Consider the following 17,618-nt stretch of genomic DNA (forward strand, 5'->3'; position numbering starts at 1 on the left):
CAATGAACTTTGCCCACGATATTGTATTGATCGATAACCAAGCGCTTGCTGATCTCGTTTTACCAGATTGGCTGCACCAAAGGGAAAAAATGTATGCGACTGTCCGTAGAGGCATTCCTCAAAGCCCACAACATCTCCTTGTCGGCTTTCGAGGAACAAAACGGGAACAGCGCTTCGGCACCGAGATACTTTCCAAGTATGTGCTAGCTACCATTCATCCATGGCAGCTGATTGCCAAAGAAAGTTTTCGTCAAAAGGACATTGCAGATTATCCTGTTTATCGCCAATATCGTGAGGCACAGCGATTGTTGTGTGATTGTAAGTGGGGTGTGGGTGGCAGCTTGGGGTTTGAATTGGCTTCAGACCAAGCCGCAATCAAAGTAACCAGTGACTTGGATCTCTTGCTTTATGCTGATTCTGCCACTCAACTTCCTTTACAACTCATTCAGGACAATAAAGATTTTTTCAAGGATTTAGATATTCAAGTAATGACGAAAAAAGGCGGTTTTTCCTTAAAAGAATATTTGAGGAATCCCCAAAAGAAACTATTACTTAAAACAGACGAGGGGCCAAAACTCACAATCGAGATTTGGTAAATATAAGAAAAGTGAGCGAAAACAATGTTCGAGAATAAAGAAATCAAAATCAATATCAGCGACTTCCTAAAAGTCTTTGCTGTGACCGCCGTTATGATGCAGACTGTTTTGAGTTTTGCTTTAGCAAATGTCCAAAACGAAAAAACCGCCGCCTTTATTGGTATATTTTATGTCATCGTGAAATACACCGCACCAATGTTTATTTTTGCAATTGTTTATAATATGGTAAAAACAAGCCAACATCTTTCTTATTGGGAATTTCTGAAAGAAAAATTCTTTGAATTAGTGGTTCCTTACCTGTTGTGGACGACTGCATACTTATGGCTCTTTCCAGCCGTTCAACAAGGTCAACCCTACACAGATACTGCTTCATTCTTGTTGAAATATATTACCGGTGACGGCGCACCCCATCTATGGTATACCGTGATGATGCTTCAAATTCAATTATTGATGCCATTTTTCGTATGGTTAGGCTATAAAGTCTTTTCAAACAAGAAAAATGTTTGGCCTGTCCTAATCGTTGCGACAGTTTTATATGTAGCTTGGTATTTATTCTATGATGCGCAAGTTTTTGCAGGACCTCATCATGACAACTGGTACTTATTGGATCGTTTTGTTGCTAGCTTTGTGATCTATGGTATTTATGGCGAAGCAGCATTGATGTATCATGAAGCCATTTACCGCTTTTTATATAAAGTGCGCTATGCACTATTGCCAGTAGGCTTAGTATTAGCTTTATTTTCAGCTGATCATTTATTACACTTCGGCGGAGATCTTTCTTTCGCTCATGCACCTTATTTAAATACATTACAAAGTCTTTATAGCTTAGTGGTGATCTTCGGCGTCTTTATGTTAGGCTCAACCATGATCAAGAACAACGCACCACAACTGCGTGCATTCAAATGGTTGTCTGTTTATGCGTACCGTACCTATTTAGCCAATGTATTTGTATTTCAAGTTATTCTAGTTTGTTTCAAAGATACACTATTACAATTGCCAATGGGAATCATGATTCTTGTTGCCTACTTAGCTACTGCCAGCTGCGGCTTTTTGTTAAGCTATCTTCTGCATGTGATTTGGGCAGGGATCAAAGGACCATTTAGTAAATAAATCGTAAAAAGAGGGGAATCTTATGGAAGAACAATCTGCCTTCGCTACCTGTCATCAACTGGCAAAATTAGTTGAAAAAGCGCTGATCGATGAAGTGGAACTCTCACCCAAGCCAGGCTTAGTCGATCGTTTAACAACTGGTTCACATAGCGATATGAATCATGAACTATTTGTCTTATCGGCACGCACGCTGACACCATTTTTTGAAGAAATGGCGCTGTCTTCTTGGCAAAAAAGACCGAGCCAAGCCATCAGAGAAGCGATTGCTGAGATTGGCCGCCGTGCTGAAACAGCCATGTTTGCAGCTACTGGTGGCGTCAACACCCATAAAGGGGCCATTTGGGCAATGGGATTGTTTATCAGTGTGATCAGTAGCCAATACAGCTGCGATCGTCAGTTGTTCTTACCAAAGATTTTTACAGATATTCAACAGCTGGTCGCTTATCCAGATCGTCGGATACAAGTTGCGGCTACTGGAAGTCACGGAAACAAAGTCAAACAAAAATATGGTTATACGGGCGCTTTTGGGGAAGCAGCTGTAGGTTTTCCACATGTTCAAGTGGCATTATCTGATTTTTTGTCACGACAAACAAACGATTCATCAGAAAAAAGACTCCATATGCTACTAGCGATCATGGCCACACTTGATGATACGTGTATTTTGTATCGCAGCGATCAACAAGTGCTGAACCATGTTCAACAGTTGGCAAAGCAAGCCAATAAACAGCCCATTCCTAACGCCGCTTTTGAAGCATTGAACAACTATTGTCAACAGCAAAATGTTTCACCCGGCGGAAGTGCTGATTTATTAGCTGCCAGTTTCTTTCTGATTTCTTTGGAAAACTTAACGAGTCAGAAACTTTATTTCGCTACAGCAAAATAACAAATTTATTCCATTTGCAGGACTTTTAAAGAGATTGTTTCTTAAACTCTTTAAAAGTCTTTTTTATCTATTCAATAATCGTGTTATCTAAACAAAACGAATAAAATCCAAGGAGAGGAATCATTTAGCCGAGAAACCTCTTTTGATTGTTTGTTTTACGGCCAATAAAGTCTTAAAACTTTTTAAAGTCTTTTTTTCAAACGGGTGAACTTTATCTTTATTCATTTGTTTTAATCGTTATTTAAAAAGAATAGAGGAGGGGTTTGACACCCGAAAAAAAGAGTAGTAGTATCTAACGTGAATTGAATATGTTTCTTCGGGGCAGGGTGTAATTCCCGACCGACGGTGACAAGCAGTGGCTTGAAGTCCGTGACCCGCATTCGTGCGGTTGATCCAGTGAAACTCTGGAACCGACAGTTAAAGTCTGGATGGGAGAAGAAAAACTTACAAGAATATTGACGGGAGGAGTCTATCCTTTTTTGTCATCGTTTCTTTGAGTTTGTCTAATCATGGCCTCGTGTACTTATGCACGAGGTCTTTTTGTTTAAAGAAAGGAGGAATGTTTATGCATGAAACCTATATGAAGCGCGCCATATCCGCAGCATTAAAAGGCAAAGGACAAACTTTTACGAACCCTTTAGTCGGTGCTGTCATTGTGAAAGATGAGGAAATAGTTGCTGTAGGCAGCCACATGGCTTATGGACAGCCTCATGCGGAAAAGAATGCCATCGATTCATGTAGTTCCCCCGAAAAACTAATTGATTCAACCATTTATGTGACTCTTGAACCTTGTCACCATTACGGAAAACAGCCACCTTGTACAGCTGCCATTCTTCAAAGCGGCATCAAAAAAGTGGTGATTGGCCAATTAGATCCCAATCCATTGGTATCTGGCAAGGGCAAAGCGTTTTTAGAAGCACAAGGAATAGCAGTGATCACCGGCGTTTTAGAAAAGGAGGTACGAGAAATCAATCGCCACTATAATACCTATCACGAAGAGCTACGTCCTTTTGTGGCTTTAAAGCAAGCAACCACACTGGATGGAAAAATCGCTTTGGCTGGTCAGCGCACAAGGATAACCGGCGAAGCTGCATTGCGTCGGGCTCGCCAGGAGCGTTCAGACTATCAGGCTATTTTGATAGGGAGCCGCACTGCCTTGATCGATAATCCTACTTTGCGGACAGAGGCTGCCTTTCCGCCTTATCGAGTGGTCCTGGATCGTAAAGGAGAAACCTTGAAACAGCAACTGGCTCTTTTTGAGGATGCCAGTAGTCCTGTACTGGTCTTTACTACGAAAAATGTCCAAACTGTTTTCTCTAATCACGTGGAAATCATTGTCACGCCTTCACTGACCCTCTCGTTTGTCATGGAAGAATTGTATCGGCGCAAGATTCAATCGGTTTACGTGGAAGGCGGAAGCAGCATTCATGATGCTTTTTTGGCGAGTGGTTATTGGGACCAAGTTATCACCTATCTCTCGCCAAAACTTATCGGTGGCAATGGGACAGCGAGTTTTGCTAGTTCTCGCGAAGTAAATCAGATATTTGCGCTAAAAGAAGTCACTGTTGAACCGGTCGGAGAAGAGTTAAGGATCGTTGGAAGGAGGCAGGAAGATGTTTACTGGACTCATTCAAGAAAAGGGCAAGATCACGCGCATCGTACCTAGCGGCCGCACCATTGCATTGACTTGTCGTGGTTCTGAAGCATTGTTAGCGGATTATCGAATTGGCGATAGTATGGCGATCAATGGCGTATGTTTGACAGCGATCAAGACGGCCAAGGAAGAATTTACTGTCGAGATCATGCCGGAAACCTATCAACGAACGACCTTTGCAACCGTAAAAATCAATGATGAAGTCAATTTGGAACGAGCGCTAGCTTTCAACGGCCGCTTGGAAGGACACTTGGTGGCAGGCCATGTAGATACTACGACAACACTGGTAGAAAAGCGTGTGTTGGAGAATGCTCTGATTCTGACATTTGCTTATCCCGAGGAACTGAGAAATGAGATCATTCCACAGGGCTCGATCGCATTGAATGGAGTTAGTTTGACGATTATCGAGACCTCACAGCGCTGTTTCTCCGTTGGCCTGATTCCTCATTCCAAAAATCAAACCAATCTGGGGCGACTTAACCGCGGTGAAGCGGTGAATGTTGAAACAGATCTATTAGGAAAATATGTCAAAGCCAATCAACTGATCCGTGGCGGAAGAAAGGAACTGTCCTATGAGTAAAAATAAAATCGAAACAGCAGTAGACTATTTAAGGAACGGGCAATTAATCATCGTTGCTGATGATGACGACCGGGAAGCGGAAGGAGATCTTGTTGGGATCGCTAATCTAGCTACGATGGAAAGCGTGAATTTTATGACGAAATTTGCTCGAGGGTTGATTTGCGCACCGATTTCCGCAGCAATTGCCCACCGATTGGATTTAACGGAAATGGTAACGCAAAATACCGACAGTTTCAAAACAGCGTTTACTGTCAGTGTCGATCACCGTTCAACGACAACAGGTATTTCAGCGGATGAACGCGGGCAAACGATCCGAGGATTGGCTGATCCGAAAAGTAGCAAAGAGGACTTTCATAAGCCGGGCCATATTTTCCCATTGATTGGGAAAGCCGGTGGGGTATTAGAACGACGAGGGCATACGGAGGCTGCATTGGATTTAGCAAAATTGGCCAATCAAAGTGAAGCGGCCTATATTTGTGAAATTCTTAATGAGGATGGCACGATGGCTCGCCGTCCACAATTGGCTCAACTCGCAGAAAAATGGCAGTTGCCGATGATCACTATCGAAGAGTTAGCGACTTATCTGGCAACAAGGCAGTTAACCGTTCAATTACCCACCGCATTTGGTTCCTTCGATTTAACTTTATTTGAAGATCAGCATCATCTTGAGCACTTAGTATTAGCAAAAGGGGATTTGTCAAATCCCACAAAACCATTATTGGTCCGTCTTCATTCTGAATGTCTGACAGGAGATGTATTTGGATCCCACCGCTGTGATTGCGGGGAGCAATTACATGAAGCCATGAGGCTGATTGAAAAAGAGGGTACCGGAGCCATCTTGTATCTGCGTCAAGAAGGCCGTGGCATCGGCTTGAAACACAAACTGCAGGCGTATCAATTACAGGAGCAAGGCTTAGATACGTATGAAGCCAATGTTGAATTAGGTTTTCGTCCAGATGAACGGGATTATGGTTTTGCAGCGATTATTCTCAAGTCACTTGGTATCGATACGATTCGCTTGCTGACAAATAATCCGGAGAAAGTCACCGAATTAGAAGCTCATGGCATTCATGTGGCTGAAAGAATCCCATTGGAGATAGCGCCAGTTGCAGAAAATAACCGTTATCTTCAAACAAAAAAAGAAAAATTCCATCATTTATTATCACTTTGAAAAAGAAGGAGAGCACAACATGACACAATTTGAAGGAACATTTGACGGACAAGAAATGAAAGTAGGGATCGTGGTTGCCCGGTTTAACGAGTTTATTACGGCGAAACTTTTAAGTGGCGCACAAGATAATTTGATGCGGCATGGAGTAAAAGAAGAAGACATTGATGTTTACTGGGTACCCGGTGCCTTTGAAATTCCTTATGTAACAAAAAAATTGGCTAATGGGAACAAATACGATGGCTTGATTACACTGGGAGCCGTTATCCGCGGTGCGACCACCCATTATGAACTTGTCAGCAATGAAGTCGCAAAAGGCGTGGCGCAAGTTGGATTAGCGGCAGACATTCCAGTCATGTTTGGCGTTCTAACTACAGAAACTATCGAACAAGCCATCGAACGGGCCGGAACCAAAGCGGGGAATAAAGGTTCAGAAGCGGCACAAGGATTGATCGAAATGATTTCATTAAATCGGGTGATTTAATGGTTTAATGACGGTTTGCGACTTTCTTATGGTTGCGTTTATTTGCTAAAGGCATTCTATTTTTTCTCAAAAACTGCTATGATGAACAAAAAAGCTAGGGGCGAAATGAACGGATGCAAGAAGGAAAAAGACAAGTCAAAGCGATGGGAACGATCATTCAGCTTTGGATTCAACATGAAGATTCCACACCAATTTTGGAGGCAGCAGTCCAACAAATCAGAGCGTTTGAAAAACGGTTTAGTGCCAATGATCCTGCTTCAGATCTGATGAAAGTCAATCAAAACGCAGGAATTCAACCGACCAAAGTAGCCGAAGACTTGTTTGCTTTGATTGCCTTAGCAAAAGAACACAGCTTGCCAAAGGACAGTTTCTTGAACATTGCGATGGGACCACTGGTTCAGGAATGGCGTATTGGTTTTTCAGATGTCAAAGTGCCGACTGCAGAAAAAGTGACGGAATTACTACAGGTAACCGATCCTCAACGAATCGAATTGGATGACCAACAGCAGACGGTTGCCCTAGCTGCCGGTATGTCAATCGATCTCGGTGCTGTCGCCAAAGGCTATTTTGCAGATCAACTAGCAGACTTTTTTAAACAATCTGGAGTGATCGCGGCTCTGATTGATTTAGGCGGCAATGTCGTTACCTTTGGTGAAGCACCAAACCATGCGGATCATATGTGGCGCATTGGCATTCAAAACCCATTTCTGCCAAGAGGAAATTTTGTTGCTGCATTAAAAATTCAAAATCGCTCGATTGTAACATCGGGCATTTATGAACGATCCCATACCGTTGACGGTAAAACTTATCACCATATTTTTGATCGCCAAACCGGTTATCCGATTGAATCATCCCTCGCAAGTATTACGATCCTCTCTGATCGCTCGGTGGATGGGGAAATTTGGACCACACGACTCTTTGGTAAAAGTCCTGAAGAAATCATGAAACAGCTTAGCCAACTTGAAGGCATCACTGGATTGATCGTCACTCGGCAAGGACAGCTCCTTTACCCGGCAGAGCTGCAATCGCTGATTGAAACCAATGGACAATCGTAATCACTCTTCTGCAAGGATCATTCTAGCGAGAAGGGAACAAAGTATAATTGCCCCTTTTAATTTCAATAAACAAGCAGCAAACACTTTACGATAAAAAAATAGCGAGCGTGGGACAAAAGTAAAAAAACTTTTGTCCCACGCTCTTATCACGTCTAAACGGCGGAAGCAGAAGCAACTCCTTCGGAAATAAGGAGTTAAACACTTCTGTCCAGCCTCTTTTTTCATGCTGTCAAAAATGAAATCCCTGCTGATAAGTTACGCTCTAGTTAGGTGGTTGACCTAGCAAAGTTTTGCACTAAAGTAAAAGAATGAATTACTAGCAACGAAACGGTAATAGTCGGCGGAAATTTTCTATCCAACGGGAGTCATTTGCAAATGATTTACGCCAATGATTCCCGTTGGTTCTAGGATTTTATTATGCTCATACTTTTTCTAAAAAATGATTGATCAAATCTTGGTCGGCTAAGGATAAAGGACGTTCCGCCTGATGGGCAATAAAGTAATTCAATGTTAACATCTCTGCTGGAATCGGATAAAGATTGAATGGGGCGATCGAAGCAGCCTGTAGGACACTTTCTGGAACGATGGTCAATCCCAAATTATTTTCTGCCAGAGCAGCTGCGGTGTAAATATTGCTGCTTTCCATGAGGATGGTTGGTTCTACTTTATATTTTTTGAGTAGTTGATCAATTTGACGGCGAATGGCAGAACCACTGGTCGTCAAAATCAATGGACTTTGTAATAAGTCTTTCATAGAAACGCTATCTTGGGCAAGAAACTTCTTGTTTTCTTGATACAAAGGTGAAATTGGCGGGATGATAGCAAAATAACTTTCACTCTTTGTAGCATAGGTCGTCAAACTTGGCGAAATGGTCTCTGGATTTTGGCCGACGAAGAAATCCAACTGACCGCTCAACAAACGGTTCTCATTGTGTTTAGGCAAGTCTTCTCGTAAAAACACAGTCACATCTTGATGTTTGGCAAGGTAGTCCGGCAAAAAGAGAGGGAGTAAAAAAGAGCCTAAACTCGATAAAATTCCCAGTCGCAGGGTTTTGGTATCCGGTGAGGTATAGCGCAGCAGCCGATGACGAAATTTTGCGGAGGCTGTTTCCAGTGTTTCTAAATATTGATAATAGATTTTACCCGCTTCCGTCAAATGCAAGACACCAGACTGACGAACAATGATTGCTGTTCCTAGTTCTTGTTCCACTTTTTTTACGGCTTGTGTCAGATAAGGTTGGGAAATAAATAAGTCTTTTGCTGCTTTAGTATAGTTGTTGTGTTTGAGTAAAGTGTCAATGTATTGGAGCATCAAATGGGAATCTTTAAGAGACATGGGGCAACTCCTTTCAAAGAGATAAGTCCATTATAACAAAAATGTTATCACAATATAATTAAATAAATATTTCACAAACCCGGAGACAGGGTCTAAACTAGAGGAGTAATGAATCGAGACAAAATCGTCGTCCGTTCCACTGTTTTATATCGGATAAAAGCAAGAAGAATTAAGTTTTCAACCGATTTCATTTCATGGCAGATGACAAATTGTACCGCAAACCTTTGGAATACTCGAAGGGTTAAGCAGTTATAATCGACTCGATTGTTAAAAAAATCACATTTAGGAGAGATGAGTATGAAACTGATCGGAATCGTGGGTACTAACTCTGCACGTTCAACCAATCGCCAATTATTGCAATTTATCCAAACCCATTTCAAAGACCAAGCTGAAATCGAGCTTTGCGAAATCAAAGATCTGCCGGCCTTTAATGAGCCGGAGGACAGAACAGCACCAGCAGCAGTTCAAGCGTTAGCTGAAAAAATCGAAGCTGCCGACGGTGTGATCATCAGTACGCCAGAATACGATCACTCCATTCCTGCCGTACTAAAAAGTGTCATTGAATGGCTTTCTTACACGTCTCGTCCACTTATTGATAAACCAGTCATGATTACTGGCGCTTCTCTTGGCGCTTTAGGCTCTTCACGAGCACAAGCACATCTTCGCCAAATTTTGGATGCACCGGAAGTCAAAGCGCGAATCATGCCTAGTGCCGAATTTTTACTTGGTCATTCCATGCAAGCCTTTGATGAAGAAGGATGCTTAAAAGATGAAGAAAAAGTTGCAGAATTAGAAGACTGCTTCAATGAATTCAAATTATTCGTTGAAATCACGAATCGCTTAGTCAGTGAATATTCAACTGCTAAAGAGCGCTCAAAGAAATTTTCTTGGGAACAGGTATAAGAAAGAGAGGAAATGTCCATGAAATTTGTCGGTATAATTGGTACAAATGCCAAAAAATCAACGAATCGTCAATTAGTGACTTTTATGCAAACTGCATTTGCTGATTTAGCTGAAATAGAAATTTTAGAAATCGATCAAGTGCCAATGTTTAATGAAACGGAAGATCAAACCAATAGTGAAGTGATCCAAACATTAAATCAAAAAATTCTAGATGCCGATGGTGTGATCATTGCTACGCCCGAACATAATCATTCCATTCCATCCGCACTAAAAAGTGTCTTAGAGTGGTTATCCTTTAATGTCCATCCGTTTGATGGCAAACCAGTGATGATCGTAGGTGCTTCTTACGATGTCCAAGGATCTTCTCGTGCGCAGCTGCATTTGCGCCAAATACTAGATGCACCCGGTGTCAATGCAACCGTGATGCCTGGTAATGAATTCTTATTAGGTCGTGCCCATCAAGCTTTTGATGAAAATGGTCAGCTAAAAGATCAACGGACTGTTGACTTTTTGGAAAGCTGTTTTAGAAAATTCATTCGCTTTACAGAAGTTGCCAACATTTTGAATGTTCCTGAAGAAGTGGTTTACCAACCTGGAGACTATACTGTGACTGCACCAGGACATAATGGCGACCTGCCAATGGTGGTAACATTAAGTGAAGAACGGATCGAAGCAATCAACATCGATACTTCTGGCGAATCAGAAGGGATCGCAGATGTGGTATTTGCGCGAGTTCCTCAAGAAATCATTGAAGGGCAAACATTGAACGTTGATGCGATCTCAGGGGCTTCCGTTACCAGTAACGGTGTCGTTGATGGCGTCGCGAAAGCAGTGAAAATGGCCGGCGCAAATCCAGATGTTTTAAGAAAACGTCCAAAAGCAGCCAGTGCATTAAAAACAGAAGATGAAACATATACCACAGACATCATCGTAGTTGGTGGTGGGGGAGCAGGATTGAGTGCCGCAGCAAGCATCCTGCAAGAAGGCAAAGATGTCATTTTAGTTGAAAAATACCCAGCAATCGGCGGAAATACCGTTCGTACGGGTGGACCAATGAATGCCGCAGATCCTGACTGGCAAAAAACATTTGCTGCTCTTCCAGGAGAACGGGCTGCATTGGAAGAAATCATTGCAGTCGATGAAGCAAGCATCGATGCAGAATATTTGGCTGATTTCCGCCTATTGAAAGAACAGATCACAACTTATTTAGAAGCAACAACTCCAGAAAAAGAATTCTTATTTGACTCTTCCATCTGGCACCGTATCCAAACCTATTTAGGCGGTAAACGGACTGACTTAGAAGGAAACGTCATCTACGGTCAATATGACTTAGTAAAAATCCTAACCGATCGTGCATTAGAATCTGTGAAATGGCTAGAAGAAATCGGCGTTGAGTTTGATTATAAGCATGTCGATATGCCAGTAGGGGCAAAATGGCGCCGTGGGCACAAACCATTGAAAAACGAAGGGTACGCCTTTGTTTCTGCTCTACACAATTTCGTCAATGAAAATGGCGGAAAAATCCTTACCGATACACCCGTCAAAGAATTGATCATCGAAGATGGACAAGTCGTAGGGATCATTGGTGAAGGTCGCAATGGCCAAAAAGTAACGATTCATGCCAAAGCAGTTATCTTAGCTTCTGGTGGTTTTGGGGCAAACACACAAATGTTGAAACAATACAATACTTATTGGACTGAGATTGAAGATGACATCAAGACCTCTAATTCTCCAGCCATTACAGGGGACGGAATCAAACTAGGGGAAAGTGCCGGTGCGGATCTTGTGGGAATGGGCTTCTCACAAATGATGCCGGTGTCTGATCCAAATACTGGTGCCTTATTCAGTGGCCTACAAGTACCTCCAGCAAACTTTGTGATGGTCAATCAAGAAGGCAAACGTTTCGTCAATGAGTACGAAAGTCGTGATGTATTGACACAAGCTGCGATCGATAACGGGGGATTATTCTACTTGATCGCAGATGAAGAAATCAAGAAAACAGCTTACAATACTAGCCAAGAAAAAATCGATAAACAAGTAGCCAACGGAACATTATTCCGCGCAGATACCCTTGAAGAATTAGCAGAGCAAATCCATGTGGATCCAACTGTTTTGAAAGAAACGATCGCTGCCTACAATTCTTATGTAGATGCCGGTAAAGACCCAGAATTTGGGAAAGATGTTTTTGATTTGAAAGTGACCACAGCACCGTTTTATGCAACACCAAGAAAACCAGCTGTTCACCACACCATGGGTGGATTGAAAATCGACACTCAAACCCATGTATTATCAAAAGAAGATCAAGTAATCAAAGGGCTATACGCTGCTGGGGAAGTAGCCGGAGGTATCCATGCAGGAAACCGTCTAGGAGGAAATTCCTTAACAGATATCTTTACCTTTGGTCGAATTGCTGGGAAGACAGCAGTTGCAGAAAATCTTTAATTGAATGAAAGAAATGTGCAGGCAAACCCGCTGCACATTTCTTTCCCAAGATTATGTGAAAAACGTAACATGAAGTAGCATTTATTCAATTTATCCAAACAAAAATATTTGGGGGTTAAAAAATGGAAACAAAAATCAATCGCTGGCTAATCTTGATTGTCTCAACCGCTGTCCTGCTTTGTACGGGGGCTGTCTATGCCTTTAGTGTTTTTGCCGGACCACTTAGTCAATTAAAGGGCTGGTCAATGGAAGAAATCATGCTAGCATTTACCATCAATGCCGCTGTCGGACCGATCACAATGATTTTAGGCGGATTCTTGACGGACCGCGGCTTAGCAAAATGGACCATCGCGTTTGGCGGTTTATTATTCGCATTAGGCTTCTTCTTAACTGGATTTGTAGAATCTCCTGGAATGCTTTATCTGACTTATGGTGTGCTTTCGGGTCTTGGACAAGGCTTTGCTTATTCGGCTTGTTTGAGTAATACGATTCGTTTATTCCCAGACAAACGCGGCCTTGCTTCAGGATTGATCACTGCCGGCATGGGTGGTGCTGCGATCATCGCTGCGCCAATCGCTAATGCCATTATTCAATCAAACGATGTGTTAACGGCTTTTCGGGTAATCGGTATCGCTTATATGGTCGTCGTCGTAATTGCCAGTTTCTTTATCAAAAAGGCACCAACGGATTATCGTCCAGCAGGATGGGTACCACAAGCGACTTCTGCAAAAGGACCTGCAACCAATTATTCATGGCAAGAAATGATGAAAACACCAGCCTTTTACTTAATCATTTTGATGTTAGGAGTGGGGGCATTCTCTGGTTTGATGATTGCCTCAAACGCTGCTGTGATTGGACAACAAATGTTCGGATTAACAGCAACAACAGCCGCTTTTTATGTCAGCCTTTACTCTTTGAGCAACTGCTTGGGAAGAGTAATCTGGGGAACTGTCTCTGACAAGATTGGCCGTTCCAATACATTGATGATTATTTATGGTGTTGTCGCTTTATCACTACTCCTTTTGACACTTTCAAGCGCAGCAATGATCTTCGCTGTAGGAATCATCGGTTTAGGCCTCTGCTTTGGCGGGGTGATGGGCGTCTTCCCATCAATCGTGATGGAAAATTACGGACCAGTCAACCAAGGTGTCAACTATGGGATCGTCTTTGTCGGCTATTCCACTGCTGCGTTCTTTGGACCAAGAGTGGCGGCAGGCATGGCAGCCAGCAACAATGGCGACTTTACCAATGCCTTCTATACAGCTATTGCTTTGGCAGTCGTTGGTTTCGTTTTAAACATTGCTTATATCCAATTAAAAAAATCTCGCAATCTTTCAACAGCAAAATAAATCGTTGCAAAAGACAATTGAAAAACATGACACAACTAACAGCTCATTGGTGAAGGTTTCCTCACTGATGGGTGGTTGTGATTCAGATTTAGACCACTGCACCATTACTTGCTTCAGCAAATTTCAAAGCAGTCTCTAAAAACATTTAAGCCTCCCTTTTTCTTTTTTTCATCTCCTAGTGCAAATAATGATTATAGTTTTTTGCGTCAAGATGATAAGATGAATACAAGAAAGGGAGGGTTATTATTTTTAAAAAGAAAAGCTGATCACCATTCTGCTGTTTCCTATGTAGAAAAAAGCAGCTTTCATTCTAAAAAATTGGAATCAGTAACCTTTTTCTAAGTGATATTCAAAAAATTCATGAAGCATTGAAAAAATCGATTTGTTAGTGTCAATACACGTCGCTTATGATAAAGAGGCAACGTGGATTTTAAATGACCATCAGCAGTAGAAGGGCTTGGGGAAGTCTCTTCTTTTGCTGGTGGTTTTGCTCGTTCTTATGAATTGAAATGATACGATGTAAATAGCAGGCAAAAGGACCACATCCTAGGAAAGGGGATTGGGTCCTTTTTTTGAGTCAAGCTGAAAAGTGGTGATGATGTTTTGGCTGACCACTTCAGGAGACAATTTGGTGTTGTCGATTTTCATCGTTTTTACTTTTGGGAAAAGGGAAGCGAGTTCCTCCGGCTTGCTTTCTAAACGGTATTTTTTATTAGCTGAAAGAAGTTCTTCGTGGGAAAAAGCCAGATCGCGTTTTGACGGTTTAGCTTTTAAACGTTCTTCCTGGCGATTGCGAGCAATCCGTTCTTCTAAATGAGCGACCAGTTCCACAAAATAGACGGCATGCCCTGCATGTAAAAAGATGTCTGAAATGTTGTGTAAAAAAGCCAGATCTTCTTTCTGATCAAACCCCACTAAAACAGTAAAAATAATGGTCTTAGCCGTATTTTGTTCATCTGCGACAAACGCTTTGAACAGTTCGATCCTTGTGGAATTAGACAATTGAAATGCCGCTGGGGTATATCCGAGATAATTGGCAAATAAATCAATGGTTTGATGATTAAATAGTAGCTTTCCATCAATTCTTTTTTCAAGTTCACGACCAACAGTCATTTTCCCGACAGCCTGCGCGCCAATCAAAACTAGTAATGGCATAGCATTCACTCCATTCTTTTCGTCTTATTGTAACAGAAGACTTAGCTTAAAAATGGATAATCTTCATTTTATCCTCTCTTCAAGTAATATGTTTCTCTTTTTTATGAAACAAAGGAAAAGTCTAGTACAAATTTTTTTAGCAGCTACGACAAAAAACGCTTTCAATTATATGCCAAGAAGAGGAGAAACACTTTTATAATGTAAAAGTCAGGAGGTAATTGAATGAACGACCGGATCCGTAAAATTCTTACACAATTGATCAAAAAACCTGAAATAAAAATGGCTGAATTGTCAGCTGAACTTTCTTTGACAAGAAGACAAATTAATTACGCACTCGCTCAATTTAATGAAGAACTAGTCGAGAATGGTTGGCCAGAAATCAAAAGAAATCATGTGGGAGATTTCATAATCCCTATGGAGGTGTTCCGACTATTTTCTATTCAACAAAGTGAAACAAATCAGCGACTAAAAGAAAATATATTATCCGAAGATGAAAGAGTCGCAATGCTCATCAGTTACTTATGTACTACGACAAGCTATGTTAGCTTAAATCATTTCTGTGATCTTTTAATGATTAGCCGAAATACAGTACAAGATGATCTAAAAAAAGCAGAAAAAGTTGTTAGTCATTATGCATTAACGATTCGCTATAGTCGTCAAACAGGGTATCAGTTATATGGATTGGAGAGGAGAATTCTGCAATTACAATCTGATTTAATCAAACAATACCCTATGTTTCGTCAAGTAGAAATCAAAGAGCAGCTAGCACCCTTAATTCCCGAGGAAGAAGTACTTCACCTTATCCACAATATGGAACAGATGCTTCATTTAAGCTATTCGGATGAATCAATTGATTTTTTGCAGTCTGCGGTTCGTTTGACATTACAAAGAAGTCAAGCGGAGTCAATTCTCTCTGAAGAATTGGGACAGACAGAAATACGTCGAACGCCAGAATATAAATTTTTAAAAGTGCTTTTGCAAGAAACTTCTTGGCAAGGTACTCAGGAGAAATATTTGACTTGGATTACTTTATTATTTTTGACATCGAACATCTATGAGCGAAAAACAACTCAAGTATTTGACTCTGATGCAGAGTTGAAACGGCTTATCCACAATATGGTTTCTGATTTTGAGAAACAAACATTGATCATTATTGATGATCGTGAAGCCTTCGAACGACGCATTCTAGGTCATTTACGTCCAGCTTGCTTCCGAATCAAATACAATTTGAGCTTAGGCTTCTATTCACTGGACAGTCTCGTTCAAGATAGCAATCATGCTATTTTAAATGAGTTAATGAAAGAACTGATCGTACCCACAGAAAACTGGCTGGGACGAGCATTTCCAAGTGATGAGCTAGAATTGCTTTCGTATTATTTTGGCTATCAGCTGACCACACCTCATAATGGAAGCTTATACAAACCACGAGCAGTTGTTGTTTGTGCGAATGGTGTCATGGTTTCTAAGTTGATGAGAGAAAACCTAAAAAAACTTTTTCCAGAACTACATTTTTTAGCCTCTTTTTCTGTTCGAGATTTTTATAAATTTGGTAACGATTATGACCTTGTTTTCACAACTACTTTATTGAGTAGCTGTGTGCCACAATTCATTATTGATCCAATCATGACCTACAAAGAGCAAATCCGTTTGCGCTATCGTGTTTTAAATGAATTGGGATTAAGTGAAGTTGATCATTCTGTCGATGAATTGCAACATATCATTCGTAAATATGCTGTAATTTCTGATGCAAAACCATTACGCGAAGAGTTGGAATACTTTTTGCTAAAAGAAAAACAGAATTCACCTTTGGAAAATTTCAAAACCCTTCCGGCTTTGACAAACTATTTGAAACCGCAATTTATTTTGCAGACTTCAGAAGAGCTAACTTGGCAACAAGCATTGATTCTTGCTTGTCAGCCATTAATCGACTACCAGATTGTTAACGAAGTGTTTATTCAAGATTGCCTAGTACAAATTGAATCTAAGGAATACGGTGGTTATTTAGGGACCCAAACATGTATCCCACATACAACTGTTGATCATGGTGTGCTGAAAGATGGAATTGGCTTACTGATTTCTAAGAAACCAATCACTTTCCCTAATGGACAGCAAATTCACTTTATTTTTCCGTTGTCTTTTTATGATTTGACTAAACATTTAAAAGCTGTTAACCAGCTGGCAGATATTTGTAAGGATCAAACCTTCTTAATAAAGTTATTGGAGTTAGAGGATAAGAAGACTATTTATCAATTATTACGACAAAGTAGCTAGGAGGAATCGTTATGAAAGTGACAGACTACCCTCGCTTTACGATTATTATGCGAGGCTATACTTACGAACAAGCAGAAGCAATTTTGACAGCTATGAAGGGATTTGAGAATGATTTTGCTGTCGAGCTGACATTAAACACTACAGATGCCTTGAAACAACTACAACAACTGTGTGCGAAGTTTGGCAAAACGATCACTATTGGCGCAGGAACGGTTCGTAACATATCAGATGCAGAAGGGGCTATTGCAGCAGGTGCTCAATTTTTATTAGGTCCCCATACATTTACTACCGAAATATTATCATTAGCCAAAACGAAAAAAGTGCTTGCTGTGCCTGCTGCAATGACACCCTCCGAAATCAATGAAATGTTTGAGAAAGGAGCTGATATTGTCAAAATATTTCCAGCGGCTGTCGTAACACCTCGTTTTTTTGCGGATGTACAGGCTCCATTAGGTCAGTTACCTTTAATGGCTGTCGGAGGCATTTCGGCGAATAATGCAAAAGAATTCTTTGATCAAGGCGCTAGCTATCTTGGGATAGGCTCAAATCTATTTCAATACCAAGATTTACAAACAGGAGATATACAGAGATTAGCAAAATCACTTCAGACATTGTTGGCAGCAGTTTAGGGA

The 17,618-nt window shown here is 41.1% G+C and carries 15 protein-coding genes and 1 riboswitch; of the genes, 13 read left to right on the top strand and 2 right to left on the bottom strand.

Annotated elements, in window-relative coordinates:
• Positions 1 to 2: 2 nt before the first annotated feature.
• The 8 genes from Q0A12_RS02395 to Q0A12_RS02430 all read left to right on the top strand — a co-directional run bounded on the left by Q0A12_RS02395 (position 3) and on the right by Q0A12_RS02430 (position 7,530).
• Positions 3 to 596 (top strand): malonate decarboxylase holo-ACP synthase, encoded by a 594-nt coding sequence (locus Q0A12_RS02395; protein WP_291291113.1) that lies wholly within the window; start codon positions 3 to 5, stop codon positions 594 to 596.
• Between the two features lie 24 nt (positions 597 to 620).
• Positions 621 to 1,706 (top strand): acyltransferase, encoded by a 1,086-nt coding sequence (locus tag Q0A12_RS02400; RefSeq protein ID WP_291291114.1) that lies wholly within the window; start codon positions 621 to 623, stop codon positions 1,704 to 1,706.
• Positions 1,707 to 1,728: 22 nt separating this feature from the next.
• Complete coding sequence (locus Q0A12_RS02405; RefSeq protein WP_291291115.1) at positions 1,729 to 2,589, top strand: triphosphoribosyl-dephospho-CoA synthase MdcB; 861 nt, start codon at positions 1,729 to 1,731, stop codon at positions 2,587 to 2,589.
• 308 nt (positions 2,590 to 2,897) lie between these two features.
• Positions 2,898 to 3,033: riboswitch (FMN riboswitch) on the top strand.
• A gap of 121 nt (positions 3,034 to 3,154) precedes the next feature.
• Positions 3,155 to 4,255 (top strand): bifunctional diaminohydroxyphosphoribosylaminopyrimidine deaminase/5-amino-6-(5-phosphoribosylamino)uracil reductase RibD, encoded by a 1,101-nt coding sequence (gene ribD, locus Q0A12_RS02410; protein ID WP_291291116.1) that lies wholly within the window; start codon positions 3,155 to 3,157, stop codon positions 4,253 to 4,255.
• Positions 4,203 to 4,823 carry a riboflavin synthase gene (locus tag Q0A12_RS02415; protein ID WP_291291117.1) on the top strand — a complete coding sequence of 207 codons (621 nt, stop codon included), beginning with the start codon at positions 4,203 to 4,205 and terminating at the stop codon, positions 4,821 to 4,823. The genes ribD and Q0A12_RS02415 overlap by 53 nt, the downstream gene beginning before the upstream one ends.
• Positions 4,816 to 5,994, top strand: a complete 1,179-nt coding sequence (gene ribA, locus Q0A12_RS02420; protein ID WP_291291118.1) for a GTP cyclohydrolase II — start codon at positions 4,816 to 4,818, stop codon at positions 5,992 to 5,994. Before Q0A12_RS02415 ends, ribA begins: the two co-directional genes overlap by 8 nt.
• Positions 5,995 to 6,013: 19 nt before the next feature.
• Entirely contained in the window at positions 6,014 to 6,475 is a 462-nt protein-coding gene (gene ribE, locus Q0A12_RS02425) for a 6,7-dimethyl-8-ribityllumazine synthase (protein WP_291291119.1), read from the top strand.
• Positions 6,476 to 6,588: 113 nt separating this feature from the next.
• A complete protein-coding gene (locus Q0A12_RS02430; protein WP_291291120.1) occupies positions 6,589 to 7,530 on the top strand; it encodes an FAD:protein FMN transferase in 942 nt (313 codons plus the stop codon).
• A gap of 421 nt (positions 7,531 to 7,951) precedes the next feature.
• Here the strand turns inward: Q0A12_RS02430 and Q0A12_RS02435 are convergent, their stop codons facing one another.
• Positions 7,952 to 8,866 (bottom strand): LysR family transcriptional regulator, encoded by a 915-nt coding sequence (locus tag Q0A12_RS02435; RefSeq protein WP_291291121.1) that lies wholly within the window; start codon positions 8,864 to 8,866, stop codon positions 7,952 to 7,954.
• Between the two features lie 297 nt (positions 8,867 to 9,163).
• Between Q0A12_RS02435 and Q0A12_RS02440 the strand changes: the two genes are divergently transcribed.
• The 3 genes from Q0A12_RS02440 (at position 9,164) to Q0A12_RS02450 (ending at position 13,560) form a co-directional block, all read left to right on the top strand.
• Entirely contained in the window at positions 9,164 to 9,769 is a 606-nt protein-coding gene (locus Q0A12_RS02440) for an NADPH-dependent FMN reductase (RefSeq protein WP_291291122.1), read from the top strand.
• A gap of 18 nt (positions 9,770 to 9,787) precedes the next feature.
• A complete protein-coding gene (locus Q0A12_RS02445) occupies positions 9,788 to 12,211 on the top strand; it encodes a flavocytochrome c (RefSeq protein WP_291291123.1) in 2,424 nt (807 codons plus the stop codon).
• Positions 12,212 to 12,333: 122 nt separating this feature from the next.
• Entirely contained in the window at positions 12,334 to 13,560 is a 1,227-nt protein-coding gene (locus Q0A12_RS02450) for an OFA family MFS transporter (protein ID WP_291291124.1), read from the top strand.
• A gap of 546 nt (positions 13,561 to 14,106) precedes the next feature.
• Here the strand turns inward: Q0A12_RS02450 and Q0A12_RS02455 are convergent.
• Complete coding sequence (locus tag Q0A12_RS02455) at positions 14,107 to 14,715, bottom strand: hypothetical protein (RefSeq protein ID WP_291291125.1); 609 nt, start codon at positions 14,713 to 14,715, stop codon at positions 14,107 to 14,109.
• Positions 14,716 to 14,937: 222 nt separating this feature from the next.
• On the opposite strand from Q0A12_RS02455, the gene Q0A12_RS02460 reads away from it, so the two are divergent.
• Together Q0A12_RS02460 and Q0A12_RS02465 are read left to right on the top strand one after the other, a co-directional pair.
• Positions 14,938 to 16,986: a PTS sugar transporter subunit IIA gene (locus tag Q0A12_RS02460; RefSeq protein ID WP_291291126.1), complete on the top strand. Its 2,049-nt coding sequence runs from the start codon at positions 14,938 to 14,940 to the stop codon at positions 16,984 to 16,986.
• Between the two features lie 11 nt (positions 16,987 to 16,997).
• Positions 16,998 to 17,615, top strand: a complete 618-nt coding sequence (locus tag Q0A12_RS02465) for a bifunctional 4-hydroxy-2-oxoglutarate aldolase/2-dehydro-3-deoxy-phosphogluconate aldolase (RefSeq protein WP_291291127.1) — start codon at positions 16,998 to 17,000, stop codon at positions 17,613 to 17,615.
• Positions 17,616 to 17,618 lie beyond the last annotated feature (3 nt).

Origin of the sequence: Enterococcus sp. (genome assembly GCF_022711995.1) — a bacterium.
In the GTDB taxonomy this organism is placed as follows: domain Bacteria; phylum Bacillota; class Bacilli; order Lactobacillales; family Enterococcaceae; genus Enterococcus_D.